General features: G+C 72.7%; 22 protein-coding genes and 2 tRNA genes. 19 read left to right on the forward strand and 5 right to left on the reverse strand.

The features are described 5' to 3' along the window. Window positions 1-10 precede the first annotated feature (10 nt). A complete protein-coding gene (gene ndk / locus AC3RJ9_RS04670; protein ID WP_012750845.1) occupies window positions 11-433 on the forward strand; it encodes a nucleoside-diphosphate kinase in 423 nt (140 codons plus the stop codon). 86 nt (window positions 434-519) lie between these two features. Here the strand turns inward: ndk and AC3RJ9_RS04675 are convergent, their stop codons facing one another. Further along, window positions 520-1,179: a vitamin K epoxide reductase family protein gene (locus tag AC3RJ9_RS04675; RefSeq protein ID WP_041104903.1), complete on the reverse strand. Its 660-nt coding sequence runs from the start codon at window positions 1,177-1,179 to the stop codon at window positions 520-522. A 397-nt stretch (window positions 1,180-1,576) separates the two neighbouring features. Between AC3RJ9_RS04675 and AC3RJ9_RS04680 the strand changes: the two genes are divergently transcribed. The 11 genes from AC3RJ9_RS04680 to AC3RJ9_RS04730 all read left to right on the forward strand — a co-directional run bounded on the left by AC3RJ9_RS04680 (window position 1,577) and on the right by AC3RJ9_RS04730 (window position 12,273). After that, a complete protein-coding gene (locus AC3RJ9_RS04680) occupies window positions 1,577-4,753 on the forward strand; it encodes an Rne/Rng family ribonuclease (protein WP_233569930.1) in 3,177 nt (1,058 codons plus the stop codon). A gap of 232 nt (window positions 4,754-4,985) precedes the next feature. Next, a complete protein-coding gene (gene rplU / locus AC3RJ9_RS04685) occupies window positions 4,986-5,291 on the forward strand; it encodes a 50S ribosomal protein L21 (RefSeq protein ID WP_002853919.1) in 306 nt (101 codons plus the stop codon). Window positions 5,292-5,342: 51 nt separating this feature from the next. Continuing rightward, window positions 5,343-5,600 carry a 50S ribosomal protein L27 gene (gene rpmA, locus AC3RJ9_RS04690; protein WP_002853915.1) on the forward strand — a complete coding sequence of 86 codons (258 nt, stop codon included), beginning with the start codon at window positions 5,343-5,345 and terminating at the stop codon, window positions 5,598-5,600. Window positions 5,601-5,769: 169 nt separating this feature from the next. Continuing rightward, window positions 5,770-7,317 carry a GTPase ObgE gene (gene obgE, locus AC3RJ9_RS04695; RefSeq protein WP_060973657.1) on the forward strand — a complete coding sequence of 516 codons (1,548 nt, stop codon included), beginning with the start codon at window positions 5,770-5,772 and terminating at the stop codon, window positions 7,315-7,317. A 3-nt stretch (window positions 7,318-7,320) separates the two neighbouring features. Next, window positions 7,321-8,526 (forward strand): glutamate 5-kinase, encoded by a 1,206-nt coding sequence (gene proB / locus AC3RJ9_RS04700; protein ID WP_036316929.1) that lies wholly within the window; start codon window positions 7,321-7,323, stop codon window positions 8,524-8,526. Window positions 8,527-8,599: 73 nt separating this feature from the next. Beyond that, a complete protein-coding gene (locus AC3RJ9_RS04705; RefSeq protein WP_036316932.1) occupies window positions 8,600-9,949 on the forward strand; it encodes a glutamate-5-semialdehyde dehydrogenase in 1,350 nt (449 codons plus the stop codon). 79 nt (window positions 9,950-10,028) lie between these two features. Then, the gene (locus tag AC3RJ9_RS04710) at window positions 10,029-10,253 is read left to right on the forward strand and encodes a hypothetical protein (RefSeq protein WP_036316935.1); all 225 of its coding nucleotides are present in this window, start codon (window positions 10,029-10,031) and stop codon (window positions 10,251-10,253) included. A gap of 74 nt (window positions 10,254-10,327) precedes the next feature. After that, window positions 10,328-10,975, forward strand: a complete 648-nt coding sequence (gene nadD, locus AC3RJ9_RS04715) for a nicotinate-nucleotide adenylyltransferase (protein ID WP_123244143.1) — start codon at window positions 10,328-10,330, stop codon at window positions 10,973-10,975. Then, window positions 10,972-11,397: a ribosome silencing factor gene (gene rsfS / locus AC3RJ9_RS04720; protein WP_002853902.1), complete on the forward strand. Its 426-nt coding sequence runs from the start codon at window positions 10,972-10,974 to the stop codon at window positions 11,395-11,397. The genes nadD and rsfS overlap by 4 nt, the downstream gene beginning before the upstream one ends. A gap of 13 nt (window positions 11,398-11,410) precedes the next feature. After that, window positions 11,411-12,076, forward strand: coding sequence for a histidine phosphatase family protein (locus AC3RJ9_RS04725; RefSeq protein ID WP_123244144.1), 666 nt, complete (start codon window positions 11,411-11,413; stop codon window positions 12,074-12,076). A 121-nt stretch (window positions 12,077-12,197) separates the two neighbouring features. Continuing rightward, window positions 12,198-12,273: transfer RNA gene (locus AC3RJ9_RS04730), tRNA-Ala, on the forward strand. Window positions 12,274-12,359: 86 nt separating this feature from the next. Here the strand turns inward: AC3RJ9_RS04730 and AC3RJ9_RS04735 are convergent. Then, window positions 12,360-13,490 (reverse strand): oxidoreductase, encoded by a 1,131-nt coding sequence (locus tag AC3RJ9_RS04735; protein WP_127434962.1) that lies wholly within the window; start codon window positions 13,488-13,490, stop codon window positions 12,360-12,362. A 170-nt stretch (window positions 13,491-13,660) separates the two neighbouring features. Here AC3RJ9_RS04735 and AC3RJ9_RS04740 point away from each other — a divergent pair. After that, a tRNA-Ala gene (locus tag AC3RJ9_RS04740) sits at window positions 13,661-13,736 on the forward strand. Between the two features lie 243 nt (window positions 13,737-13,979). Next, complete coding sequence (locus AC3RJ9_RS04745) at window positions 13,980-15,059, forward strand: hypothetical protein (protein ID WP_036340945.1); 1,080 nt, start codon at window positions 13,980-13,982, stop codon at window positions 15,057-15,059. Between the two features lie 96 nt (window positions 15,060-15,155). On the opposite strand, the gene AC3RJ9_RS04750 is transcribed toward AC3RJ9_RS04745, so the two are convergent. After that, on the reverse strand, window positions 15,156-15,848 hold the full coding sequence (locus AC3RJ9_RS04750; protein ID WP_036381598.1) for a TetR/AcrR family transcriptional regulator: 693 nt from the start codon (window positions 15,846-15,848) through the stop codon (window positions 15,156-15,158). 161 nt (window positions 15,849-16,009) lie between these two features. On the opposite strand from AC3RJ9_RS04750, the gene AC3RJ9_RS04755 reads away from it, so the two are divergent. Genes AC3RJ9_RS04755 through AC3RJ9_RS04765 form a run of 3 tightly spaced genes read left to right on the forward strand, consistent with a single transcriptional unit; the run spans window position 16,010 to window position 20,612 of the window. After that, window positions 16,010-17,542 carry a flavin monoamine oxidase family protein gene (locus tag AC3RJ9_RS04755; protein ID WP_041103003.1) on the forward strand — a complete coding sequence of 511 codons (1,533 nt, stop codon included), beginning with the start codon at window positions 16,010-16,012 and terminating at the stop codon, window positions 17,540-17,542. Between the two features lie 26 nt (window positions 17,543-17,568). Next, on the forward strand, window positions 17,569-19,230 hold the full coding sequence (locus AC3RJ9_RS04760) for an APC family permease (protein ID WP_489727720.1): 1,662 nt from the start codon (window positions 17,569-17,571) through the stop codon (window positions 19,228-19,230). Next, window positions 19,227-20,612 carry an NAD-dependent succinate-semialdehyde dehydrogenase gene (locus tag AC3RJ9_RS04765; protein WP_206495684.1) on the forward strand — a complete coding sequence of 462 codons (1,386 nt, stop codon included), beginning with the start codon at window positions 19,227-19,229 and terminating at the stop codon, window positions 20,610-20,612. Before AC3RJ9_RS04760 ends, AC3RJ9_RS04765 begins: the two co-directional genes overlap by 4 nt. A gap of 82 nt (window positions 20,613-20,694) precedes the next feature. Here AC3RJ9_RS04765 and AC3RJ9_RS04770 read toward each other — a convergent pair whose 3' ends face one another. Further along, entirely contained in the window at window positions 20,695-22,128 is a 1,434-nt protein-coding gene (locus AC3RJ9_RS04770; protein WP_073115388.1) for an APC family permease, read from the reverse strand. 192 nt (window positions 22,129-22,320) lie between these two features. Here AC3RJ9_RS04770 and AC3RJ9_RS04775 point away from each other — a divergent pair, with 192 nt between their 5' ends. Further along, the gene (locus AC3RJ9_RS04775) at window positions 22,321-22,632 is read left to right on the forward strand and encodes a hypothetical protein (RefSeq protein ID WP_100057717.1); all 312 of its coding nucleotides are present in this window, start codon (window positions 22,321-22,323) and stop codon (window positions 22,630-22,632) included. A gap of 78 nt (window positions 22,633-22,710) precedes the next feature. Here the strand turns inward: AC3RJ9_RS04775 and gabT are convergent, their stop codons facing one another. Next, a complete protein-coding gene (gabT, locus tag AC3RJ9_RS04780) occupies window positions 22,711-24,033 on the reverse strand; it encodes a 4-aminobutyrate--2-oxoglutarate transaminase (RefSeq protein WP_036316964.1) in 1,323 nt (440 codons plus the stop codon). A gap of 145 nt (window positions 24,034-24,178) precedes the next feature. On the opposite strand from gabT, the gene AC3RJ9_RS04785 reads away from it, so the two are divergent. Continuing rightward, the gene (locus tag AC3RJ9_RS04785; RefSeq protein ID WP_123244151.1) at window positions 24,179-25,075 is read left to right on the forward strand and encodes a LysR family transcriptional regulator; all 897 of its coding nucleotides are present in this window, start codon (window positions 24,179-24,181) and stop codon (window positions 25,073-25,075) included. Window positions 25,076-25,108 lie beyond the last annotated feature (33 nt).

Here is a 25,108-nt window from a genome sequence, read left to right on the forward strand (position 1 = left end):
AGCACACCCCATGACGCACCACACCGAAGAGACCCTCGTCCTCATCAAGCCGGACGGGGTGGCCCGCAACCTGGTCGGCGAGATCCTCGCGCGCATCGAGCGCAAGGGCTACGTGATCGCCGACCTGAAGATGCTCACGCCCACCCGCGCCATGTTGGAGCGCCACTACGAGGAGCACCAGGGCAAGCCGTTCTTCGAGCCGCTGGTGGCGTTCATGGCCTCCGGCCCCGTGGTGGCCGCGCGCGTCACGGGCGATTCGGTGATTGAGGGGTTCCGCTCGCTGGCCGGCAAGACCGACCCCACCGTGGCCGCCCCGGGCACCATCCGCGGCGACCTGGGCCGGGACTGGGGCGAGGCCGTCCAGAAGAACCTCGTCCACGGTTCGGACTCGACCCTTTCGGCCGAGCGCGAGCTCGCGATCTGGTTCGGCTGAGCCCGTTCCGGGCCCGCACGACGGCGGCCGGTCACCCTGGTGGGGTGACCGGCCGCCGTCGTCGTGTCCGGTGGGGGAGCTTAGGCTCAGTCGATCCCGACGACCCCGAGGCCCAGTTCCAGCAGGATCGAGGCGAACACCAGGACGTAGAGGAGCACGATCACGGGCCAGGCCAGCTCCCGGGCGAGGCGGACGAGACCGGCCGGGGCCGGCAGCGTGCCGGTCTGCAGGTTCCGGGACGTCACAAGCACGAGCTGGGCGATGACCATGGCCCACACGATCATGCAGTAGAGGCAGAGCGTGCCGATGCTGTAGACGGCCGAGTACCAGAGCCACACGCAGAACGCGAAGCCCGCCAGGATCCCCGCGTTCATCAGCAGCCAGTACCAGCGGGCGAAGCGGGCGCCGGCGAGCAGGGACATCCCCACGGTGATGAGCACGGAGAACGCGACCACGCCGATGTACGTGTTCGGGAAGCCGAAGGTGTGGGCCTGCCACGACTGCATCACCTGGCCGCAGGACACCCACGGGTTGAGGTCGCAGGACGTGCGGTGCGTCGGGTCCGCGGTGAGGAGGGCGCGCTCGACGATGATGATGATGGTGGCCGTCAGCGCCACGAGCGAGGTGATCAGGAGCAGCGCCGCCGTGCCCGCGGGCCGGGCGTACCAGGTGAGCCGGGCCTCCTCGGCGGGGATGTCGTCGGCGGGGGAGAGGCGGATGTCGTCCGTCAGCGGGGTCGCAGGCATGGACACGATTCTAGGCGCGTGCCCGGGGCGGATGTGAGAGAATCGGCCCTGGCCGTCCCGTGGCCACACCGCGGGGCAGCCCGCTGCGCGCCCGACGTCGGGCCGCCGCCGAGGCGCCCCCGCGTCGAGCATCGTGCGGGAGGTGGACGCCGGGCTTCGCCCGTGCGCGTCCGTGCGCCGGCCGGCGGACGGCACGTGACGCCCAGGCCCCGATCTCGAGGGCGCAGCGGTTCCGCGCCGGGCCCTGACGGTCGACGCGGTCCACCCGATGACTTCTCGGAGTCCGCCTCCCGGCGCACCCGTGGCGCACGGCGCCCGGGGCAACGCGGCCGGCGGCGGACGCGGACACGCCGGGCGGCGGCGAGTGTGGCGTCGTCGGTCGGCGGGAGGTGCTGCCATGGCGGCCAACAACGAGGACACGACCCGCGCAGACGAACGCGTGGAGGAGACGGCCGAGCAGGCCGTGACGCAGACCGCGGCGGACACCGCCGCCGGGGCGGTTCAGCCGGAGCGGACCCCCGCGTCCGACGACGCCGCGGACGCGCCCGAGGAGCCGAGCGCGCCGACGCTGCAGGTCGACCCGACCGACCCGTTCGCCGTGCCGGCGAACCTGATCGAGGTCCTGCGCACCGAGACCACGTCCCGGCAGCGCTCCGAGGACGAGGACGCCGGAGAGTCCGAGGACCGGGCCGAGGGCGCCGTGGTCTCCCGCCGGCGCCGCCGACGCCGCCGCGGCGAGGTGGACATGGAGCTCGACGGCGGCGAGGCCGGCGATCCCGAGCACACCGTCACCCGCGTGCGCGCGCCGCGCCAGGCCGTGAGCACCGCCTCGGACACCGTCCAGAGCGTCAAGGGCTCCACCCGGCTCGAGGCGAAGCGCCAGCGCCGCCGCGACTCCCGCTCGGGCGGGCGTCGCCGCACCGTGATCACCGAGGCCGAGTTCCTGGCCCGCCGCGAGGCCGTGGACCGCAAGATGCTGGTGCGCCAGCGCGACCAGCGCATCCAGATCGCCGTGCTCGAGGACGGCGTGCTGGCCGAGCACTTCGTCTCGCACACCACGCAGGACTCGATGATCGGCAACGTGTACCTGGGCAAGGTCCAGAACGTGCTGCCGTCCATGGAGGCCGCGTTCGTGGACATCGGCCGCGGACGCAACGCCGTGCTCTACGCGGGCGAGGTCAACTGGGACGCCGCCCAGCTGGACGGCAAGCCGAGGAAGATCGAGAACGCGCTCAAGTCCGGCGACACCGTGCTCGTCCAGGTCACCAAGGACCCGGTGGGCCACAAGGGCGCCCGTCTGACCAGCCAGGTCTCCCTGCCCGGCCGCTACCTCGTGTACGTGCCGGGAGGCTCGATGACCGGCATCTCCCGCAAGCTGCCGGACGTGGAGCGCTCGCGTCTGAAGAAGATCCTCAAGGACCACCTGCCGCAGGACGCCGGCGTGATCGTGCGCACCGCGGCCGAGGGCACCTCCGAGCAGGAGCTGCAGAACGACATCAACCGTCTGCGCGCCCAGTGGGAGGGCATCCAGGAGAAGGCGTCCGGCACCAAGGTGCTCGCCCCCGAGCTGCTCTACGCCGAGCCGGACCTGACCATCAAGACGGTCCGCGACGTCTTCAACGAGGACTTCTCCGCCATGCTCGTGCAGGGCGAGGCCACGTGGGACAACATCGAGGCCTACGTGACCTACGTGGCCCCGCACCTGCTGGACCGGTTGCACCACTGGGTGCCGGAGGACCACGACGGCGAGGACCTGTACGCCACCCACCGCGTGGACGAGCAGCTCCACAAGGCGCTCGAGCGCAAGGTGTACCTGCCCTCCGGCGGCTCGCTCGTGATCGACCGCACCGAGGCCATGACCGTGGTGGACGTGAACACCGGCAAGTTCACGGGCTCCGGCGGCAACCTCGAGGAGACCGTCACCAAGAACAACCTCGAGGCCGCCGAGGAGATCGTCCGGCAGCTGCGCCTGCGGGACATCGGCGGCATCATCGTCATCGACTTCATCGACATGGTGCTCGAGGCCAACCGCGACCTCGTGCTGCGCCGTCTCGTGGAGTGCCTGGGCCGGGACCGCACGAAGCACCAGGTCGCCGAGGTGACCTCGCTCGGCCTGGTCCAGATGACGCGCAAGCGCATGGGCACCGGGCTCGTGGAGGTGTTCTCGGAGACCTGCGAGCACTGCGCCGGCCGCGGCATCCTCATCCAGGACACGCCGGTCGAGCGGGGCCGCTCCGGCGGTGAGCAGCGCGGCGAGGCGGAGGGCCGCCGTCGTCGCCGGCGTCGGGGCGACGGCGAGGGCGAGCACGCCCACGCCGCCGCGGCCACGACGACGGGCGCCGAGCACGCCGACTCGGAGGACGAGCGGCAGCGCCGTGAGCGGGCCGAGGCCGCCCGGGTCGCCCTGCACTCGATCGCGAAGGCCTCCGGCAAGGTGGCCGAGGACGAGGCCCCCGCCCAGGAGTCCGCCCCCGCCGAGCAGGCGGCGGACGCCGCCGAGGACTCCGCGGCCGAGGCCGTCGAGGCCGCGTCGGCCGGGCCCGCGGAGGCCGGGCAGCCGGCCGGGACGGACGAGGAGGAGACGCCGCGTCGCCGGCGTCGTCGGGGCCGCCGCCGCAGCCGGGGCCGCGCTGAGGAGTCGGGGGACACCGGCGCCGAGGTCGCGGGCTCTGAGGATGCCGCGCGGTCACACGACGACGGCCCCGCCGAGTCCGCCGATCAGCCCCGTCAGACGGAGGAGGAGGCCGAGCCGGCCGCCGCCGAGGCCCCCGAGCACCAGGACCCGGTCGCGCAGGCCGAGGAGGCCGAGTCCCCGGAGGACGCGGACGCGCAGGACGACCGTCCCCGCCGGTCCCGGCGTCGTCGGGGTGGCCGTGGGCGGTCCCGGCGGGACGGCGAGGCGGCCTCGACCGAGACCGACGCCGAGGACCAGGGCGCGGAGCGCGCGACGCCGTCGCGGCACGACGCCGCGGACGCCGAGTCCTCGGCGGCCGCGCCCGCGGAGGACGCATCGGAGCCGGTCGAGGATGCCTCGGCGCCCGTGCCCGCCGAGGATGCCCTGGCGCCCCGGCGCCGCCGGTCCCGCCGGGCCTCGAGCGACGGCGTCGTCCGTCCGGCCGCCGGTGCGGACGCGTCCGCCGAGCGGACGGCCGACCGCACGGACGCGGCTCCGGTGGAGGCCACCGAGCCCTCGCCCGAGGAGTCCACGGACGCCACCGAGGTCCACGAGCAGCCCGCCGCCCCGGCCGCCGTCGAGGAGGCCGTGATGGTGGAGCCTGCGGCGACCGAGCCGACGGCGGAGCCCACGGCGGACGCGGACCAGGCGTCCGCCGCGGACGCCCCGACCGAGGCCCAGGCGGCCCCGGCGCCCGGATCGCCGCGCCGGCGCTCGCGTCGTGCCGTGTCGTCCGACGGCGTCCACGTCCAGGTCCAGGCCGCGCCCAGCGGCGCCCAGGGCGGCCGCTTCACGGCGGCCGTGGCCGAGGCGTCCACCCCCGCCGAGCCGCAGGGTGCCGCCCCGGTGATGCTCGGCGTCGGCGTGAAGGCCGCCGACCTGGCCCGTCGCGGCCGCTGACCGTCGTCGGTGCCGCCGCCCCGGGCCTGCCCAGGGCGGCGGCGACGCGCCGACACGCCTCTGTTTGGTCCGGATGCCCGGCAGCGAGTATGCTGGACCATCGGTGTTCACCGCCCGCACGCTCCCGCATGTCCCGGTGAGGGACCGCCGGACCCGGACGCAGCCGCGGTCGAGGTGCGGGCGAGCAGAACCCGATCTGATCCATTGAAACGTCGAGAGAAGTGAGTCCCAAGTGGTGTACGCGATTGTCCGCGCTGGCGGCCGCCAGGAGAAGGTTTCCGTCGGAGACCTCGTTACCCTTGACCGCGTTCCCGCTGAGACCGGTGGCTCCGTCGAGCTGCCCGCTCTGATGCTGGTGGACGGGGACGAGGTCAAGGCTGGCGCCGATGCCGCCGGTGTGAAGGTGACCGCCGAGGTCGTCTCCCACTCCCGTGGCAAGAAGGTCGTCATCATGAAGTACAAGAACAAGACCGGCTACAAGAAGCGCCAGGGCCACCGCTCTGAGCTGTCCACGGTCAAGATCACCGGGATCGCCTGAGCCGTCACCGGCACCGGCGAAACCGAGCATCCGAGAGGTTAGGCAACAGCAATGGCACATAAGAAGGCCGGCAGTTCCTCGAAGAACGGCCGCGACTCGAACCCGCAGTACCTCGGCGTCAAGCGCTACGGCGGCGAGGACGTCAACGCCGGCGAGATCATCGTCCGCCAGCGTGGCACCAAGTTCCACCCGGGCCGCAACGTCGGCCGCGGCAAGGACGACACCCTCTTCGCGCTGTCCGCGGGCTCCGTGGCCTTCGGCCAGCGCCGCGGCCGCAAGGTCGTGGACATCGTCCCCGCCGCGGAGTGATCTGACACTCGTGCGGTCTGCGTGCGGACCCTCGCCCGGCGAGGACACCCGCACCCCCTGACGCCCCGGCGGGGGCGGGCCCGGCATCCACCGGACCCGCCCCCGCCGTCGGCGTCTCCGGCCCCTGGGCCGTCTGAGTCCGATCCCTCCAGCCCCTAGGAGCACTCCCATGGCAGCCTTCGTGGACCGCGTGGTCCTCCACCTCACCGCCGGCAACGGCGGGCACGGGTGCGTCTCCGTGCATCGCGAGAAGTTCAAGCCCCTGGGTGGCCCCGACGGCGGCGACGGGGGCGACGGCGGCGACATCACCCTCGTGGTGGACTCGCAGACCACCACGCTGCTGGACTACCACCACGCCCCGCACCGGTCCGCTGAGAACGGCCAGCCGGGCATGGGCGACCACCGCGAGGGCAAGAAAGGCCAGTCGCTCGTGCTGCCCGTGCCGGACGGCACGGTGGTCAAGGATGAGCAGGGCAACATCGTGGCCGATCTCGTGGGGGAGGGCGCGACCTACGTCGCCGCCGCCGGCGGTCAGGGCGGCCTCGGCAACGCGGCTCTGGCCTCCGTGAAGCGCAAGGCGCCCGGCTTCGCGCTGCTCGGCCTGCCGGGGGAGAGCCGGGACCTGACGCTCGAGATCAAGACCGTGGCGGACGTCGCGCTCGTGGGCTTCCCCTCGGCCGGCAAGTCCTCCCTCATCGCTGCCCTGTCTGCGGCCCGTCCCAAGATCGCGGACTACCCGTTCACCACGCTCGTGCCCAACCTCGGGGTCGTGCAGGCCGGCGACGTGCGCTTCACCGTGGCCGACGTCCCGGGCCTGATCCCCGGTGCCTCGGAGGGCCGCGGCCTCGGCCTGGAGTTCCTGCGCCACGTCGAGCGCTGCGCCGCGCTCGTGCACGTCCTCGACTGCGGCAGCCTCGAGTCCGACCGCGACCCGATCGCCGACTTCGAGGCCATCGAGGCCGAGCTCGAGGCCTACGCGGTGGAGCCCGTCTTCTCCCAGGGCGGGGAGGGCGTCGTACCGCTGAACGAGCGGCCCCGCCTCATCGCCCTGAACAAGACCGACCTGCCCGACGGCGCCGCGATGGCGGACATGGTCCGCGACGAGCTCGAGGGCCGTGGCCTGCGGGTCTTCGACATCTCCGCGCTGGCCCGCGAGGGCCTGGACGCCCTCAAGTACGCCATGGCCGAGCTCGTGGCGGAGGCCCGTTCCCGGGTGGTCGAGCCCGCGCCGGCCGCGCCCGTCGAGGTGCCGCGCCGGCATCGCCGCCGTGGCGAGCGGGCCGAATTCACGATCCGCCGCGAGGAACGCAACCTCGAGCCGCTGTTCCGCGTGCGCGGCGAGAAGCCCGAGCGGTGGGTCGCCCAGACGGACTTCCAGAACGACGAGGCGATCGGCTACCTTGCGGACCGGCTCCAGCGGGCCGGCGTCGAGGACGGCCTGTTCAAGGCCGGTGCGAGGCCGGGCGACGCCGTCGTGATCGGCGACGACGTCACGGGCGTGGTCTTCGACTGGGAGCCCACGCTGTCCGCGGGAGCCGAGCTGCTCGCCGGGCCCCGTGGCACCGACCTGCGGCTCGACGAGCGCACCCGCGCGACCCGCGCGGAGAAGCGCGCCGAGCAGGATGCCCGCCGGGCCGCCCGTGCGGCGACCCGGGCCGAGATGGAGGCCGAGCGACGCTCCGGCCTGTGGACCGACACCGACGATCGAGAGGGATGATCCATGTCCGTGCGGCGCACCGTCGTCACCCGCTATCCGACCCCCGCCACGCGCGGCTCTGAGGACCCGCGGGCCAACCCCGTGACCTCGCGGGAGACGATGCAGGCCGCACGCCGAGTGGTCGTGAAGATCGGCTCGTCCTCGTTGACCACCCCGGACGGCCTGGACGTGGAGGCCATCGACCGGCTCGTGGACGTCCTCGCCGCCGAGCGGCAGAAGGGCACCCAGGTGGTGCTCGTGTCCTCCGGTGCCGTCGCGGCCGGCTTCCCCCACCTCGGGCTGGGCCGACGCCCCAAGGACACCGCCACCCAGCAGGCCTCGGCGGCGGTCGGCCAGAGCAAGCTCATGGCGCACTACACCACGAGCTTCGGCCGGCACGACACGGAGGTGGCGCAGGTGCTCCTCACCGCCGAGGAGCTCATGCGGCGCACCCAGTACACGAACGCGCACCGCGCCCTGTCGCGGCTGCTCACGCTCGACGTGATGCCGATCGTGAACGAGAACGACGCCGTGGCCACGCGCGAGATCCGCTTCGGCGACAACGACCGCCTCGCGGCCCTCACCGCCAACCTCTGCAAGGCGGACCTGCTGGTCCTGCTCTCGGACGTGGACGCCCTCTACACGGGCCACCCCTCGAACCCGGACGCACGGCGCATCCCGGAGGTCACCTCGGACGACGATCTGGCCGGCGTCGACGTGCGCGTGCCCGGTTCCGCGGGCGTGGGCACGGGCGGCATGGTGACCAAGGTGGACGCGGCCGGCATCGCGGCCACCACCGGCATCCCGACCCTGCTCACCTCGGCCGCGAACGCGGGCGCCGCGTTCGCGGGGGAGGACGTGGGCACGTGGTTCTCCGCCACCGGCCGCCGCCGGTCCGCGCGCGCGGCGTGGCTCGGCCTCACGGCGGAGGTCCGGGGCCGGCTCGTCATCGACGACGGCGCGGTGGCCGGGGCGATCGACCGCGGCCGCTCCCTGCTGGCCGCGGGCATCACCGGCTGCACGGGCGACTTCACGCCGGGCGACGTCGTCGAGATCGTGGACGCGCACGGCCGGGTGCGGGCGCGCGGCCTCGTGCAGTACTCCTCGTCGCAGCTGCCCGCCATGCTCGGGCGGACGACCGCCGACCTCCGCGAGGACCTGGGCGCGGGCTACGACGGCGTCGTCGTGCACGCCGACGACTGGGTGCGCCTGGCTCCGCCGCAGCGCTGACCGGCACGGGCTCCGGCCGCGGCGACGGACCGGGGCCTCGTGCCTCGTCCGGGGCGCTCGATAGGCTGGGGGCATGCAGACCACCGAGAGCACCGCACCCCAGGATCAGTCCGGCCGCCAGGACGCCGAGGCGCCGACGCCCGAGGTCGAGGAGGCCGTCCGCCAACGGGCCGAGTGGGCGCGTCAGGCCGTGCCCGAGCTGGCCACCGCCGGCCGCGTCCGCAAGGACGCCGTCCTGCGCCACATGGCCGAGGCCCTGCGCGCCAACGCGGCCGCGATCATCACGGCCAACCGCGAGGACCGCAGCCGCGGCCGCGAGGCCGGCACCTCGGCGGCCATGCTGGACCGCCTCAAGCTGGACGAGGCGCGCGTCGAGGCGCTGGCCCTCGCCCTGGAGACCCTGGCCGGCCTGCCGGACCCCGTGGGCACCGTGGTCCGCGGCGGCCCGCTGCCCAACGGCGTGCGGATGAGCCAGGTGCGGGTGCCCCTGGGCGTCGTGGGCGCCGTGTACGAGGCCCGTCCGAACGTCACGGTGGACATCGCCGGCATCGCCCTGAAGTCGGGCAACGGCGTGATCCTGCGCGGCGGCTCGGCCGCGGAGTCCACCAATGCGGTCCTGATCCAGGTGCTGCGGGAGGCGCTCGTGGACCAGGGCTTCGACCCCAACATCATCCAGGGCATCGACGACCTCGGACGTCCTGGCGTCGCCGCCCTGATGGCCGCCCGTGGCGCGGTGGACGTCCTCGTCCCGCGCGGCGGCCGTGAGCTGATCCAGCGCGTGGTCCGTGAGGCCCGGGTGCCCGTGATCGAGACGGGTGAGGGCAACGTGCACCTGTACGTGGACGCCTCCGCACCCAAGCAGATGGCGGTGGACATCGTGCTCAACTCGAAGACCCACCGCACCTCCGTGTGCAATGCGGCCGAGACCCTGCTGCTCCACCGGGACGCGGAGGAGGTGGGCCGAGAAGTGCTGCGCGCCCTCACCCGTGCCGGCGTGCTGCTGCACGTGGACGAGGCCGCGCGGGCCTGGCTGCCCACGCTCGCCGACCGCGGCGACCACGCCCGGGACGCCGTGGACGCCACCGAGGAGGACTGGGGCACCGAGTACCTGGACATGGAGATGGCCGTGCGCGTCGTGGACTCCCTCGACCAGGCGATCGAGCACATCGGCCGGTGGTCCACGGGCCACACCGAGGCCATCGTCACGAACGACCTGGCCGCGGCCGAGCGGTTCATCACCGAGGTGGACGCCGCGGCCGTCATCGTGAACGCGTCCACGCGCTTCACCGACGGCGGCGAGCTCGGCCTCGGCGCCGAAGTGGGCATCTCCACCCAGAAGATGCACGCCCGCGGGCCCATGGGCCTGGAGGAGCTCACGACCACCAAGTGGATCCTGCGCGGCGACGGGCAGATCCGCCGCTGAGCCGGGCTACGATGGACACCAGGACCCCTTCGGCCCGGCCCCGGCCCGGCCGTCTGACCCGCTGCACCGAGGAGCATCCATGCTGAACACCTCCCTGATCCTGGCCGCCGCCGAGGAGGGCCACCACGTCGTCAACGAGCTGCCGATGGACCCCATCTGGTACGGCCTGCTCGTCTTCGCGCTGCTGATGGCCGCCCTGGCCGCCACCATGTCCATGCGCTCCCGCGCGCTGCGCCTGCCCGAGCCCACCACCGCGGTCCAGCACCACGGCACCGGCCGCGGCTCGCACACCTCCGGTCACTGACGTCTCACCGGCCCGCCGCGTCGCCGCCTCCGCCGGGGGCGACGCGGCGGGCCGTCCGTTCGTCTCCTGAGCGCATGACCGTCGCCTCCCGCACCCCCGTCCCCGAGCCCACCGCCGGGGGCGTGCGCCGTCGTCGCCTCGGCATCATGGGCGGCACCTTCGACCCGATCCACCACGGGCACCTCGTGGCCGCCTCTGAGGTGGCCGCCGAGTTCGCGCTGGACGAGGTCATCTTCGTCCCCACGGGTCAGCCGTGGCAGAAGTCGGACCGGCAGGTCTCCCCGGCCGAGGACCGCTACCTCATGACCGTGGTGGCCACCGCCTCCAACCCCCGGTTCACCGTCTCCCGGGTGGACATCGACCGCCCCGGCGCCACCTACACCGTGGACACGCTGCGGGACCTGCGCCGCCTGCACCCGGACGCCGAGCTGTTCTTCATCACCGGCGCGGACGCCATGGGCCAGATCCTCACGTGGAAGGACGTGGACGAACTCTGGGGCCTGGCGCACTTCGTCGGTGTCACCCGTCCCGGCCACGACCTCTCGGACATGGGCCTGGGCGATGACGTGTCCCTGATGGAGATCCCCGCCATGGCGATCTCCTCCACGGACTGCCGGGAGCGCGTCCGCCGGGGCCGGCCCGTCTGGTATCTCGTCCCGGACGGCGTCGTCCAGTACATCGCCAAGCACCACCTCTACGTCTCGGAAGAGGAGACCTCGTGACCGTTCCCCAGACCACCCTGGACGCCCTCACCACCGCCGCGGCCGCCGCCGCGGACAAGCTCGGCACGCACATCGTCGCGTTCGACGTCGCCGAGCGGCTCGGCCTGACCGACGCCTTCCTGATCGCCTCCGGCGCCTCGGAGCGTCAGGTCAACGCGATCGTCGACGGCGTCGAGGAGGCGCTGCTGAAGGACGAGCAGCTCAAGCCGCTGCGTCGCGAGGGCCGGTCTGACGGCCACTGGGTGCTGCTCGACTACGGGCACTTCGTGGTGCACGTCCAGCATCGCGAGGACCGCGAGTTCTACGCGCTGGACCGCCTGTGGAAGGACACCCCGGCGATCGACCTCGGCCTGCCGGAGGAGAGCACCCGACCGGACGCGGCCGCCCAGGACGACGGCGCCTCCGCCTCGCACGCCTCCTGAGCGCGGTCGCGAGATGCGCCTGATCCTGCTGCGTCACGGCGAGACCGACTGGAACGCCCTGGACCGCTACCAGGGGCACACGGACATCGAGCTGAACGCCGAGGGGGAGCGCCAGGCGCGCCGCGCCGCCGGCGGCCCCGTGGGCGACCTGATCGAGGTCGCGGAGGAGCTCGTGGCCGTCTGCTCCCCGCTGGCCCGGGCGCGGCGCACGGCCGAGATCGTCCTCCAGGCCCGGGTGGGCGCGGCGTCCGTGGCCGTCGACCCGGAGCTGATGGAGCTGGCCGGGGGAGAGTGGGAGGGCCTGGAGCTCAGTGCCATCGCGGAACGCTGGCCGGACGAGCACCGCCTTTGGCGGGCCGAGCCGGCGCTCGACGCCGGCCCCGTGGGCGGGGAGACCCTGCGCGGGGGCGGCGAGCGGGCCCTGCGTGCGCTGCGCGGACACGTTCCCCCGCACTGGGCGGACACCCCGCGCGACGGTGGTGCCCACACCCTGCTCGTCGTGGCCCACGGTGCGCTGATCCGCGCGGCCACGGGGCTGCTCCTGCGTCACGAGGGCGAGGCCTTCGCGGCGATGGAACGGATCGGCAACGCCCGCGCCGCCGTGCTGCAGGGCGCGTTCACTGCCGACACCGGGGCCGAGGGCTGGGGCGATTGGACCCTCGAGGGTTACGGCATCTGAGGGCGCCCCGGCCTGGACGCCGATTTGGCGCCCGCACGGGGACCGTGTACGCTGGTCGAGTTGCCAGCGAGGCGAACGGGCCGGAAACGGCGCGTGAAGATCGCGGGTGGCGCCCACATCTGGGGGTATGGCGCAGTTGGTAGCGCGTCTGCATGGCATGCAGAAGGTCAGGGGTTCGAATCCCCTTACCTCCACCAGTCAGAAGGCCCGGTCCACACGGACCGGGCCTTCGTCGTCGTCGGACTCCCGTGCGGGGCCGGGAGGCGACCGCCGCCCCGCGACATCACCGCGGTTCTGCACTGCGGTGATGTCGCTCCGCCGCGGTCGGTGCGGGGGACACGCCGGGGTACGCTGCGCGCTCCGCCGCCGTGAGTGCGGGTTCCACCGCACGGCCCTCCCGCGCCGAGGCGACGGCGGCCTCGAGCACCGCCATCACGGCGACGGCCTGGTCGGGGGTGGCGGCGTCGCTGCTCGCGCGGCCCAGGATCGCGTCGCGCACGCCCGCGTAGGACCGCTGCTGGGCTCCGATCGGCGCGGGGACGCGCTCGGTGTTCCCCTCCCCGTCGTGCAGGAGGATCGGGTCCGGATCGACGCCCCAGCCCTCGGCGCCGGGGAGCAGACCAGCGCGCAGCTGAACCTCCTGCCGATCCGGCAGTTTCTTCACCGCGGAGCCACGCGTGCCGTGGACCGCGAAGCGCGGGCTGCCGCCGGCCACGAGCATCGACGCCTGCAGGACCACGCGCCGGCCCGGGTACTGCAGCACGCAGTGCGCCCAGTCCTCGACCGGGGCGCCCGGACGCAGGGCCGCGAGGTCGGCGTCTACGCGTTCGGGGACACCGAAGAGCAGGAGCGCCTGGTCGACCAGGTGCGGTCCGAGGTCGAACCAGATGCCGCCCCCGGGCACCGCGGCTTCCCGCCAGCGGTCCCGGACGGTCGGGCGGAAGCGGTCGATCCGGGACTCGAGGTGGACGACGTCCCCGAGCCGGCCGGAGCGGACCAGCTCGGCGATGCCCAGGAAGTCGCTGTCGAAGCGGCGGTTCTGGAACACCCGCAGCACCCGCCCGGTCTCGACCGCGAGGTCGCGAAGCTCCCGCGCCTCGGCGAGACTCAGCGTGAAGGGCTTGTCCACCACCACGTGCCTACCCGCCCTCAGGGCCGTGCGCGCGAGCGGCGCGTGTTGGTCGTTCGGGGCGGCGATCACCACGAGGTCCACGTCGTGGCGAGCCAGGAGCTTGTCCACGTCAGGCACCACGACGACGTCCGGCAGGTCCGCGTGCACCGCGTCCGGGCGGCTCGAGACGACATGGGTGAGAGCGAGTCCCTCCGTGGCGTGGAGCAGGGGGACGTGGAACGTCTTCCCGGCGAACCCGTAGCCGATCAGGGCGGTGCGGATCGGTGCGTCAGTGCGGGACATGCAGGACCTCCTGGGCTGGCGGGGGGGCATGGGGGCGTCTCCTGCACGCTAGGCCGTGGCGTCGCGGCGGTCCATCGACGCCGCCCGGCCGGTTTGCGCGGTTGCCGCAGGCCGGGTATTCTGTTCAGGTGCTCCGGCCGGTCCGCCGGAAACGGAGTCACCACCCACCTGGGGGTATGGCGCAGTTGGTAGCGCGTCTGCATGGCATGCAGAAGGTCAGGGGTTCGAATCCCCTTACCTCCACCAGTCAGAAGGCCCGGTCCGTGCGGACCGGGCCTTCGTCGTCGTGACGGCCAGCTCGCCGTCGAGAACCACCGGTCACGACCGGGTTGCGGTCCAGCGTCGATCACGCATCGACGTCGCACAGCCCTTTCACGGCAGGCTCTCGGCGGACAGACTCGAGGCGTCTCCACCCGTGGAGCCCGGACCACCGGTGCTGCAGAGGCGGGGGCCGCCGGCCCTGTCCGGTTGACTCAGTGAGGAGCTGCCATGTCCGTCATCCGTACCCGTCGTCCCTCCCTCCGTCACCTGCCCGCCGCCGTCGCCGCCGCCGGCCTCATCACCACCGTCGCCCTCGCCGGCCCCGCCGCGGCCTGGGACGACGCCCATGGCCCCCAGGCCGGCTACTTCCAGGCCGTCGACCACGAGAACGTCACCGCCGCCTTCTTCCAGACCTACGACGGCTACGACCCGGAGGACCTCACGCTCACGCTCACCCCGGTGGCCGAGGACGGCACCCGCCTGGAGGGCGGCCAGGAGGTGGAGTTCACCGGCCTGGACGTCATCGACGGCGGCGCGGTGGACGTCCTGGAGACCCGCCGCGCGCTCGGCGCGGCCGGTGAAGGCCTCGTGCGGTACGACGTCGTGGCCGACGGGCAGATGCTGAACATGGGCATCACGCTCCAGGCGGACGCCGACCTCGCCGACGATCAGGGGGCGGCCGTGCACGCCGTCGACGGCCCGCAGATGGCCCACCTCGGGGACCGGCCCCTGGCCTGGGACTCGGCCGTGCAGTTGGCACCCGGGGTGGCGGGCGCCGAGATCGTCCACCTGGTCGCCGCGCCGACGATGGAGAACACCTACGCGACGGTCGTGGCCGAACCGGCCCACGGTGAGGTCTTCGCGTTCCGTGACTCGGAGCACTCCGAGCTCCGTGCCTGGTACATCCCCGACGAGGGCTTCGTCGGTACGGACACCTTCACCGTCGACTTCCACAGCGACCACGTCGCCCACGTCCAGACCGTCACCGTGCATGTCGGCGAGGAGATCTCCGCCGCGTACGACGGCTTCCTCGATGCCGAGGACGGCGTCCTCAACGGGAAGCCGCTCGACCTGACCGACCCGGACACCGCAGCGGCGCTCGCCGCGTTCCGGGGCGACGAGGCCGCCCCGGCTCCGGAGGATGAGGAGGAGCAGACCGCTCCGGTCGAGGGCGACGCCGACGAGCAGCACACGACCCCGGACACCGTCGAGACGGGGCAGTCCACCGGCTGGTGGCTGGCCGGCCTCGGCGCCGCCGCCGCGGGGGTGCTGGTCGCGGCGCGTCGTCGTCTCGGCCTGACCCGCTGACGGCCCGCCGCACACGGCCCCGTCGACGCGCCGCCCCTCTCACACACAGGGGCGGCGCGTCCGTGCCGGCCTGACACGCGGCCGGCAGTCCGCGGGTCAGTCGCCGAGGCCCGCGAGCAGCAGGTCCAGTCCCTCCTCGAAGGGTGCGTCCGCATAGGGGTTCCGCGCCCCCGTCGCGCGCGTGCCCCCGCCCGCCCGGAAGGCCTCGGCGGCCGCGCCAAGCGCGGGCAGGCGCTCCTGCGCCCCCGCCACCTCGAAGATGTCGGCCGGAGCGTCGACGTCGTACGCAGACCCGTAGATGAACGACTCGAGCGCGATCACCCGGGCCAGCACCTGCTCCGGCGCCAGACCGGTCCGGGCCAACACCGCGCACACCGTCTCGTAGACCCGCTGCGTCGACGGGGCTCCCTCGATCGGCAGGGTCGCGATGAGCGGGATCAGCGGCGGATGGGCCGCGAAGACGTCGCGGTAGGAGCGCGCCCACGCCCGCAGGGCGGCGACGACGGGCACCTCGCCCCGGATCGCGGCCTCCAGCTCGACGAGCGAGACCTCGCCCATCACGGCGTCCTGCAGCAGGACGAGCAGCTCATGCTTGCCGCTGATGTGGTTGTAGAGCGCGCTCGGCGCCACGCCCAGGCGACGGCCGACCGCCGCCATGGTGAGCCCTTCGTATCCCTCGGTGCGGGCGACCGCGAGCGCCGCGTCCGCGATCGCTTCGCGGCTCAGAGCGGGGGAGAGAGGTCGTCCGCGGCGGCGGCGCGCCCGGGGCGGTTCAGTGGTCTCGTCCATCCGGCCATTCTGACCCGTCGGACGGGCAGGAGGTGTCAGGCCGGCTACGGACCAGCCTTCCCTTCCCGGCGCGCGGCCCGTACAGTGAGCGCCGACACTCTAAATGAACGGCATTCACCCGGGCCCCGCCCGATGCCCCGTCCCCGCCAGAGGAGCACCCCATGACCACCGCCCCCGCCACCGCCGGCCGCGAGCGCCGGACGAGCGACGTCGTCGTGATCGGCGCCGGCCCGGCCGGCCTCATGGCCGCCCGCACCGCGAAGGCCCAGGGCCTGTCCGTCACCGTCCTGGAGGCTCGCCGGCGCGTCGGCGGCCGCACCTGGAACGGCCTGGTCGAGGGCGCCGACGGCAAGGACCACTTCATCGAGATCGGCGGCCAGTGGATCTCCCCGGACCAGACCCGCCTCATCTCCCTGGTGGAGGAGCTCGGCCTGCCGACGTTCTCCCGCTTCCGCGACGGTCGCAACGTCTACGTGGACCCGCGCGGAGAACGCCACGTCTACGACGGCCTCGACTTCCCGGTGGCCGAGAAGACGGACCGGGAGATGGATCGCCTGATCGCCAAGATCGACGAACTGACCGCCGAGATCGACGCCGCCGCCCCGTGGGAGCACCCGCGGGCCGCCGAGCTGGACAAGATCTCCTTCCGGCACTGGCTGGAGCAGCAGTCCGACGACCCGGAGGCCATCGACAACGTCTCCATCTACATCGCCTCCGGCATGCTGACCAAGCCCTCCCACACCTTCTCCCTGCTCCAGGCGCTGCTCATGTCCGCCTCGGCCGGGTCGTTCCGCAACCTGGTGGACGAGGACTTCATCCTGGACAAGCGCGTCGAGGGCGGCATGCAGTCCGTGTCCCTGGCCATGGCCGCCGAGCTGGGCGACGACGTCGTCCTCGGCCAGCCGGTGCGCACCCTGCGCTGGGCCGAGCCGGACCCGTCCACCGCGGACGAGAAGAACGGGGTGGCCGCGGACGTGCGCAACGGCGTGGCGCACGACGGCGCCGCCGGCGACGTCGTGGCGCTCACTGACGACTACGAGGTGCACGCCCGCTACGCGGTCCTGGCCGTCCCGCCGAACCTCTACAGCCGCATCTCCTTCGAGCCGCCGATGCCGCGCGAGCAGCAGATCGCGCACCAGCACATCTCCATGGGCCTGGTCATCAAGGTGCACGCCGTGTACGAGACCCCGTTCTGGCGCGAGGAGGGCCTGTCCGGCACGTGCTTCGGTGGGGGCCGTCTCGTCCAGGAGATCTATGACAACACCAACCGCGGCGAGAACCTGGCCGGTGGCGCCCCGGGCAAGGAGGACCCGCACGGCACCCTCGTCGGCTTCGTGTCCGACGTGTACGCGGAGCAGATGTGGGCCCTGCCGGAGGAGGAGCGCAAGGCCGCGATCCTCGGCGCCATGGCCGAGTACCTCGGCCCCCGGACCCTCGAGCCGATCGCGTTCTTCCTCTCGGACATGGCCGCCGAGGAGTGGACCCGAGGCGCCTACGCCACCAGCTACGACCTCGGCGGGCTCTCCCGCTGGGGCCACCTCCAGAACCGCCCGACCGGTCCCATCCACTACGCGTGCTCGGACATCGCAGCCGAGGGCTACCAGCACGTGGACGGCGCGATCCGCATGGGCGAGGCCGCCGCCCTGGCCATCGCCGAGCGGGAAGCCACCGACGCGGGGCAGCCCACCGGCTGACCGGCCCGACGGACAAGGACATCCTCATGAGCGCATCCACCCCACGACGCCGCGTCGTCGACAATGAGGGACACGAGCACGTGTACCCGACCACCTCCGCCATCGAGCAGGTCAACCTGCTCAACCCGGGCGGGGTGAGCAACAAGGGGCTCCAGGCCGGCAAGGTCGGCCTGCTCGGGGCGGTGGTGATCGGCGTCTCCGTCGTCGCCCCCGCCTACACGTTGACCTCGGGCCTCGGGCCGACCATCAGCACCGTCGGCACCCACGTGCCCGCGATCCTGCTGCTCGGCTTCATCCCGATGCTCCTGGTGGCCCTCGGCTACCGGGCGCTGAACACGCGGGTGCCGGACTCCGGCACGTCGTTCACCTGGGCCACGCACGCCTTCGGGCCGTATGTCGGGTGGATGGGCGGCTGGGGGCTCATCGCCGCCTCCGTGATCGTGCTGTCCAACCTGGCGGCCGTCGCCGTCGACTTCACGTTCCTGCTGCTCGCCCAGATCACCGGGAGCCAGGCCATCGCGGACCTGGCCGGCAACCTGTGGGTCAACATCCCCCTGACCCTGGTGTACCTGGCCCTGGCCGGATGGATCTCGCACCGCGGCATGGAGACCACCAAGCACCTGCAGTACATCCTGGTGGCCTTCCAGATCCTGGCCCTCGGTGCGTTCGCGGTCGCCGCCCTGACGCAGTCCTCCCGTGGCGCGGGCTTCGACCCCACCCCGGTGCAGCTGGACTGGTTCAACCCGTTCACCGCGGGCGACTTCAGTGTGGTCGCGGCCGGCGTCTCCCTGTCCATCTTCCTGTTCTGGGGCTGGGACGTGACCCTCACGATGAACGAGGAGACCAAGGACCCCGAGCGCACCCCCGGCCGGGCCGCCGCCGTCACCGTGTTCGTCATCATCGCCGTCTACATCCTGTCCGCCCTGGCCGTGATCTCCTGGGCGGGCATCGGCTCCGAGGGCCTGGGCGCGGGCAACCCGGACAACCAGGAGTCGATCTTCGCGGTCCTCGCCGGCCCGATCCTGGGCCCCTTTGCCGTGATCATGTCCAGCGCGATCCTCGTCAGCTCCCTGGCCTCCCTGCAGTCCACCATGGTCTCCCCGGCCCGCACCCTGCTGGCGATGGGCTTCTACCGGGCTGTGCCCGCGCGCTTCGCCGAGCTGAGCCCCCGGTTCAACAGCCCGGCCTTCGCGACCTGGGTGTGCGCGGGCTTCGCCGGCCTCTTCTACGTCGTCACGCGGCTGCTCTCCGAGAACGCCCTGTGGGACACCATCACCGCTCTGGGCCTGATGATCTGCTTCTACTACGGCATCACCGCCCTGGCCTGCGTCTGGTACTTCCGCCGCGAGTGGTTCACCTCGGTGGGCAACGCCCTCACCACCTTCCTGTTCCCGCTGATCGGCGGCCTCGTGCTGCTGGTGATGTTCTGCGTGACCGCGATGGACTCCACCGACCCCGACTACGGCTCCGGCTCCTCCGTGTTCGGTGTCGGCGCCGTGTTCATCCTGGGCATGGGCGTGCTGGCCATCGGCGTGGTACTGATGATGTGGACGCGGCTGCGCCACCCGGCCTACTTCCGTGGCGAGACCCTGCCGCAGACGGACTCGACCCGACCCATCCCGATCATCCGTCCGGACGACGACGGCACTGCCGTGGTCCGGGACCCCAACGAGAGGACCCACTCATGAGCACCCCCACCGGCTATCGCGTGCAGGACCCCAGCACCGACCAGGTCGTGGAGACCTTCCCCGCCCTCGCCGACGGTGAGGTCGACCAGGTGCTGGCCGCCGCCGAGACCGCCCAGCGCGCATGGGCCGCCCGCCCCATCGAGGAACGCGCCACCATCGTGCAGAAGGTCGCGGACCTCTTCGAGGAGCGCAAAGACGAGCTCGCGCAGATCATCGCCACCGAGATGGGCAAGCGCGTGACCGAGGGCGTCGAGGAGGCGGAGTTCAGCTCGGCCATCTTCGGCTACTTCGCGGACAAGGGCCCCACCCTCGCCGCGGACCGCCCCATCGAGACCTACGGGGGCGGCCGCGCCATGATCCGCCACCTGCCCCTGGGTGTGCTGCTGGGCGTCATGCCGTGGAACTTCCCGTACTACCAGATCGCCCGTTTCGCCGCGCCGAACCTCATGCTCGGCAACGCGATCGTGCTCAAGCACGCCGAGATCTGCCCGCGCTCGGCCCTGGCCGTGCAGCAGATCATGGACGACGCCGGCGTGCCGGCCGGCGTGTACACCAACGTGTTCGCCACGCACGACCAGATCGCCGAGTTCATCGCCGACCCGCGCGTGGCCGGCGTCTCCCTGACCGGCTCCGAGCGGGCCGGCTCCGTGATCGGCGCGCTCGCGGGCCAGCACCTCAAGAAGGCCGTCCTCGAGCTCGGCGGGTCGGACCCGTACATCGTGCTCGACGCCGAGGATCCGGCCGAGGCCGCCCGCACCGCGTGGGCGACCCGCATGTACAACATGGGCCAGGCCTGCAACTCCAACAAGCGCATGATCGTCTCGGCGGACATCCATGACGCCTTCGTGGCCGAGCTGGTGTCCCTGGCCGACGCCATGAAGCCCGGGGAGGCCGCCGACGAGGACCCGACGGTGTTCACCCCGCTGTCCTCGCGCGGTGCCGCCGAGGGCCTGGCCGAGCAGGTGGAGCGGGCCCGTCAGCAGGGCGCGACCGTCCACGTCGGCGGGACCGTCACGGACGAGGCGGGCGCCCGCTTCGCCCCGGCCGTGATCACGGGCGTCACCTCCGAGATGGACGCCTACCGCGAGGAGCTCTTCGGCCCCGTCGCCGTCGTCTACAAGGTGGAGTCCGCGGACGAGGCGCTCGCCCTCGCCAACGACTCCCAGTACGGCCTGGGCGGCGCCGTGTTCTCCCAGGACGAGGCCAAGGCCGAGCGGATCGCCCGGCAGCTCGAGGTCGGCATGGCCAACGTCAACACGCCGGCGGGCGAGGGGGCGGAGATCCCGTTCGGCGGCGTCAAGCGCTCCGGTTTCGGCCGCGAGCTCGGCCCGCTCGGCATGGACGAGTTCGTCAACAAGCAGACGTACTTCGTCCAGGACTGACACCCCACGACGACGACGGGCCCGCCTCCGGTGACCGGAGGCGGGCCCGTCCGCGTCCCGCCGGCGTGGCGGGAGCAGTGGGTCAGCGACGCGCCAGACGTTCCAGCAGACGCTCCTCTGCGTCCTCGCCCGGGGTGATCCCGCGCGGGATGCGGAACAGGAAAACGAAGCCGAGCAGCCACCACAGGCCGAAGAAGGCATAGGCCATCGGGGCGATGGAGGCGGGCATCCCCGGAATGTAGAGGCTGAGCAGCCCCGCAGTGAGGATCACACCGGTCACGCCCAGCACTCGCCCGGCGGTCGCGCCGCCCGCGCGGAAGGGGCGGTCCATCTCCGGCTCGCGGCGGCGCAGGAGCAGGAACACGACGCAGACCATCATGTAGGTGAACACGATGGACGGGGATCCGGAGTCGACGAACCAGCCCAGGGCGCCCGCGCCGAAGAACGGCGCCGCGATGGAGAGCACGCCGATGAACAGCACCGCGTTCGACGGGGTCCGGTACTTCGGGTGGATGTGTCCGAACCAGCGGGGCAGCATGCCCGAGACGCCCATCGCGTAGAGCAGGCGAGCCGCGCCCATGAGCAGGGCGATCCAGGAGGTGAGGATGCCGGCCATGCCGCCCACGAGCAGCACGTTGGCCATGGCCGGGCTGTGGAACAGGGCCGCCATGGCGTCAGCCGTCACGAGGTCGGAGTTCACGAGCTGCTCACGGGGCATCGAGGACGCGTTCGTCAGGATCACCATGATGTACCAGAGGGTCGCGGCGGCCACCGAGACGATGATCATCACGCCCATGCGGCGAGGGGGCATGTTGAGCTCCTCGGCCGACTGCGGGATGACGTCGAAGCCCACGAAGAGGAACGGCACGACGACCATCACCGTGAAGAGGCCCCGGGCGTCCGTGAAGAGGGGCTCGAAGTTCGCGACGGAGCCACCCGTTCCGGCCCCGAACACCAGGAGAGCGCCGATGACGAGCAGCGTGGCGACGACGATCGTCTGCACGATGCCGGCCAGTTTGACGCCGATGTAGTTGATCCAGGTGATGACCACGGCGGCCCCGGCGCCGACCAGCGCCCAGACGAGGTAGACGTCCGAGCCGAAGGCGTTCCACAGCGGGATCGACTCGATCTCGGGCCAGATGTACGCGGCGGTGCGGGGGAGGGCGACGGCCTCGAACGCGACGATCGAGATGTAGCCGCCCGTGATGCCCCACGAACCGAGGAAGCTCCACCGCGCGCCCATGCCACGCAGCAGGTAGTGATGCTCGCCGCCGGCCTTCGGGATCGCTGCGACGAGCTCGGCGTACACCAGCGCGACGACGGTCATGATCAGGCCGCCGGAGACGATCGCGATGATCGAGCCCATGGTGCCGGCGTCCTTGAGCCAGCCGCCCACGAGGACGACCCAGCCGAAGCCGATCATGGCGCCGAAGCCCATGGCGTAGGCGTCGAGCGACGAGAGGGTCTTCTTGAGACCCGGCCCTGTCGCGGGCGGGGAGGAGGTCACGTGGCTCATGGAGCCCCCTTTCTCGGGGGGTGGGGAAGTGATGACCGCCATATTCTCCCCGATCGTCGGCCGGGGCCGTCTCCGTCAGTGACGCGCCTGTCACACAGCGGGTTCTAGGCTGGCGCGCCCTTGTCCCTTCATCCGGGGCGTGGCCATCATGGACCGGATCCCCGTCGAGAACTGCAGAATCGAGAATGTCTGATGTACCCCACCCCGATTACCTTCGACGTGGCGCGCGCCGGCCGCGCTCTCGCCCAGGTCAGTGTCCGCACCCTGGCCACCGCGGCCGGCCTCGAGAAGGAGCAGCTGCGCCGCTTCGAGAAGGGGCTGGCCGACCTGCGGGTGGACGAGCGTCTGCGTCTGGAGAAGGCCCTGCGGAAGTACGGCGTCGGGCTGGTCCCGGAGGACGAGTTCGGCGGCACGGGGGTCCGCCGGATCTTCACCGCCGAGAAGTCCCGGCGCCTCGAGGCCCTGGAGAACGAAGGCGGCCCCGCGTACGAGGACGACATCTGAGTCCTCCACCGACAGGCGGACGGCCCCGCATCCCGGGCAGGGATGCGGGGCCGTCGTCGGTCCGCCGATGGCGGGGGCTCAGGCGGACTGCAGCGCCTTCGTGACCTCGCTCAGGCCCTCCTTGAGGAGGTCTTCACCGATGGTCAGCGGCGGCAGGAAGCGGACGACGTTGCCGTAGGTGCCGCAGGTGAGCAGGATGACGCCGGCGGCGCGCACGGCCGCGGCCACGGTGGCGGTCAGCGTCGCGTCCGGCTCGCCGGTGGCGGGGTCCACGAACTCGATCGCCATCATCGCGCCGCGGCCGCGGACCTCGGCGATGCGGTCGTCGGCGTTCTGCGCGAAGTGCTCGCGGATGACCTGCTCGATCCGGCGGGCCTTCTCCAGGAGACCGTCCTCCTCGACGGCCTCGAACACGGCGAGCGCCGCCGCCGTGGCGACGGGGTTGCCGCCGTAGGTGCCCCCGAGGCCGCCCGGGTGCACGGAGTCCATCACCTCGGCGCGGCCGGTGACGCCGGAGAGCGGCATGCCGCCGGCGATGCCCTTGGCGGTCGCCATCAGGTCCGGCTCGATGCCCTCGGTCTCGGAGGCGAACCAGGCGCCGGTGCGGGCGATGCCGGACTGGACCTCGTCCGCGATGAACAGGACGTCGTTGGCCTTGCACCACTCGACCACGGCCGGCAGGAAGCCCTCGGCCGGGACGATGAAGCCGCCCTCGCCCTGGATCGGCTCCATGATCACGGCGGCCAGGTTGTCGGCACCGATCTGCTTCTCCAGCGCGGAGATGGCGCGCTGCGCGGCCTCGGCGCCGGACAGGCCGTCCCGCAGCGGGTAGGAGCCGGGCACGCGGTAGATCTCGGGGGCGAACGGTCCGAAGCTGTGCTTGTAGGGCATGGACTTGGCGGTCAGCGCCATCGTCAGGGTGGTGCGGCCGTGATAGGCGTGGTCGAACGCGGCCACGGCCTGCTTGCCGGTGTAGGCGCGGGCCACCTTGACGGCGTTCTCCACGGCCTCGGCGCCGGAATTGAACAGGGCGGTGCGGGTCTCGCCGGGGATCGGGCTGGTGCGGTCCAGCTGCTCGGCCACGGCCACGTAGCCCTCGTAGGGCGTGATCATGAACGAGGTGTGGGTGAACTGCGCGACCTGCTCCTGGACGGCGGCCACGACGCGCGGGTGGGAGGCGCCCACGGAGGTGACGGCGATGCCGGAGGCCAGATCGATCAGGCGGTTGCCGTCCACGTCCTCGAGGATGCCGCCCGCGGCGCGGGCCGCGTACACCGGCATCGTGGTGGCCACGCCGGCTGGGACGGCGCGCTTCTGGCGCTCGGCGAGCTCACGGGAGCGTGGGCCGGGCAGCTCGGTGGCCAGATGGCGGGTCTGCTCGAGGTCGGGGGTGGCGGTCATGGGGATGCCTCCTGGGGACGGCTCACGGGGAGCGGGGACGACGGGTGGGCACGACGACGACGCGTCGGGCCGCGTCCTCCCATGGTGGGGCGTCGAGGCCATGCCGTCCAGTGATGATCCGGCATGGAGGCTATGCTTATCCGGCATGGAGGAGAAACTGCTCAGGGCCTTCGTCACGGTGGCCGAGGTCGGCACGGTCTCGGGGGCCGCGATCCGCCTGGATCTCGTGCAGTCCGCGCTCAGTCGGCAGCTGCAGCGGCTTCAGCGTGAGCTGCGCCTGCCACTGTTCGCCCGGGTCGGCGGCCGGCTCGAGCTGACGACGGCCGGCGAGGCGTTCCTCCCGGTGGCGCGCGAGGTCCTCGTCGCCCATCGCCGGGCGGAGCAGGCGGCCCGCACGCTCGCCTCCGGTCGGCTCACGGACGTGGCCGTGGCCGCACCGGGCACCACCCTCATCGACGTCGTGCTGCCGTTCGTGGCCACCTTCGGGGAGGAGGACCCGCGCCCGCGCGTCGCGGAGACCCAGCTGGACGACTCGCTGCTCGACGCCGTCGCGCGGCACGACCTCGTGGTGATGCCGACGGTGCCGCCGCCCTCCGTCGCGTCGCTGCCGCTGATGGACCTGCCGGTCTGGGCGTACGTCGCCCCGGGCCACCCCTGGGCGGGCCGGACGCGGGTGTCCCTCGACGACCTCGTGGCCCAGCCGGTCGTCGCACCCGCCCGCACCTTCATGGCGCGGCGCGTCCTCGACGGCGCCGTGGCCGTGGCGGGCCTCACGCCGCCGGCCCTCGTCGAGGCGAACTCCGGGCGGGTGGCCCAGGCCCTGGTCGCGACGGGGGCGGGCGTCGCCGTCGTCACCGAGGACCCGGCCTTCGAGCTGACGCCGGTGCGGGTCATCGCGCAGGGGCGGGCGCTCGCGGTGCGACTGCACGCGGCGTGGCGGGAGGACCACTTCGCCACCGCGACGCTGGAGAAAATCGCCCGTCGGCTGCAGGCCTTCGTCCGGGACCGCTATGCCGAGCCCGGGGACGACGCGCCGCGCTGAGGCCGGAGCGCGTGAGACCATGCCGTCGTCGGA

Source organism: Micrococcus sp. 63XJN7_6_ISO-PGPR-S23-444 (genome assembly GCF_058072765.1).

What these genes read in the sequence shown, in the direction of transcription:
- ndk (WP_012750845.1), top strand. Translation starts at nt 11, where the DNA reads ATGACGCACCACACCGAAGAGACCCTCGTCCTCATCAAGCCGGACGGG.
- AC3RJ9_RS04675 (WP_041104903.1), bottom strand. Translation starts at nt 1,179, where the DNA reads ATGCCTGCGACCCCGCTGACGGACGACATCCGCCTCTCCCCCGCCGAC.
- AC3RJ9_RS04680 (WP_233569930.1), top strand. Translation starts at nt 1,577, where the DNA reads ATGGCGGCCAACAACGAGGACACGACCCGCGCAGACGAACGCGTGGAG.
- rpmA (WP_002853915.1), top strand. Translation starts at nt 5,343, where the DNA reads ATGGCACATAAGAAGGCCGGCAGTTCCTCGAAGAACGGCCGCGACTCG.
- obgE (WP_060973657.1), top strand. Translation starts at nt 5,770, where the DNA reads ATGGCAGCCTTCGTGGACCGCGTGGTCCTCCACCTCACCGCCGGCAAC.
- proB (WP_036316929.1), top strand. Translation starts at nt 7,321, where the DNA reads ATGTCCGTGCGGCGCACCGTCGTCACCCGCTATCCGACCCCCGCCACG.
- AC3RJ9_RS04705 (WP_036316932.1), top strand. Translation starts at nt 8,600, where the DNA reads ATGCAGACCACCGAGAGCACCGCACCCCAGGATCAGTCCGGCCGCCAG.
- AC3RJ9_RS04710 (WP_036316935.1), top strand. Translation starts at nt 10,029, where the DNA reads ATGCTGAACACCTCCCTGATCCTGGCCGCCGCCGAGGAGGGCCACCAC.
- nadD (WP_123244143.1), top strand. Translation starts at nt 10,328, where the DNA reads ATGACCGTCGCCTCCCGCACCCCCGTCCCCGAGCCCACCGCCGGGGGC.
- AC3RJ9_RS04725 (WP_123244144.1), top strand. Translation starts at nt 11,411, where the DNA reads ATGCGCCTGATCCTGCTGCGTCACGGCGAGACCGACTGGAACGCCCTG.
- AC3RJ9_RS04735 (WP_127434962.1), bottom strand. Translation starts at nt 13,490, where the DNA reads ATGTCCCGCACTGACGCACCGATCCGCACCGCCCTGATCGGCTACGGG.
- AC3RJ9_RS04745 (WP_036340945.1), top strand. Translation starts at nt 13,980, where the DNA reads ATGTCCGTCATCCGTACCCGTCGTCCCTCCCTCCGTCACCTGCCCGCC.
- AC3RJ9_RS04750 (WP_036381598.1), bottom strand. Translation starts at nt 15,848, where the DNA reads ATGGACGAGACCACTGAACCGCCCCGGGCGCGCCGCCGCCGCGGACGA.
- AC3RJ9_RS04755 (WP_041103003.1), top strand. Translation starts at nt 16,010, where the DNA reads ATGACCACCGCCCCCGCCACCGCCGGCCGCGAGCGCCGGACGAGCGAC.
- AC3RJ9_RS04760 (WP_489727720.1), top strand. Translation starts at nt 17,569, where the DNA reads ATGAGCGCATCCACCCCACGACGCCGCGTCGTCGACAATGAGGGACAC.
- AC3RJ9_RS04765 (WP_206495684.1), top strand. Translation starts at nt 19,227, where the DNA reads ATGAGCACCCCCACCGGCTATCGCGTGCAGGACCCCAGCACCGACCAG.
- AC3RJ9_RS04770 (WP_073115388.1), bottom strand. Translation starts at nt 22,128, where the DNA reads ATGAGCCACGTGACCTCCTCCCCGCCCGCGACAGGGCCGGGTCTCAAG.
- AC3RJ9_RS04775 (WP_100057717.1), top strand. Translation starts at nt 22,321, where the DNA reads ATGTACCCCACCCCGATTACCTTCGACGTGGCGCGCGCCGGCCGCGCT.
- gabT (WP_036316964.1), bottom strand. Translation starts at nt 24,033, where the DNA reads ATGACCGCCACCCCCGACCTCGAGCAGACCCGCCATCTGGCCACCGAG.
- AC3RJ9_RS04785 (WP_123244151.1), top strand. Translation starts at nt 24,179, where the DNA reads ATGGAGGAGAAACTGCTCAGGGCCTTCGTCACGGTGGCCGAGGTCGGC.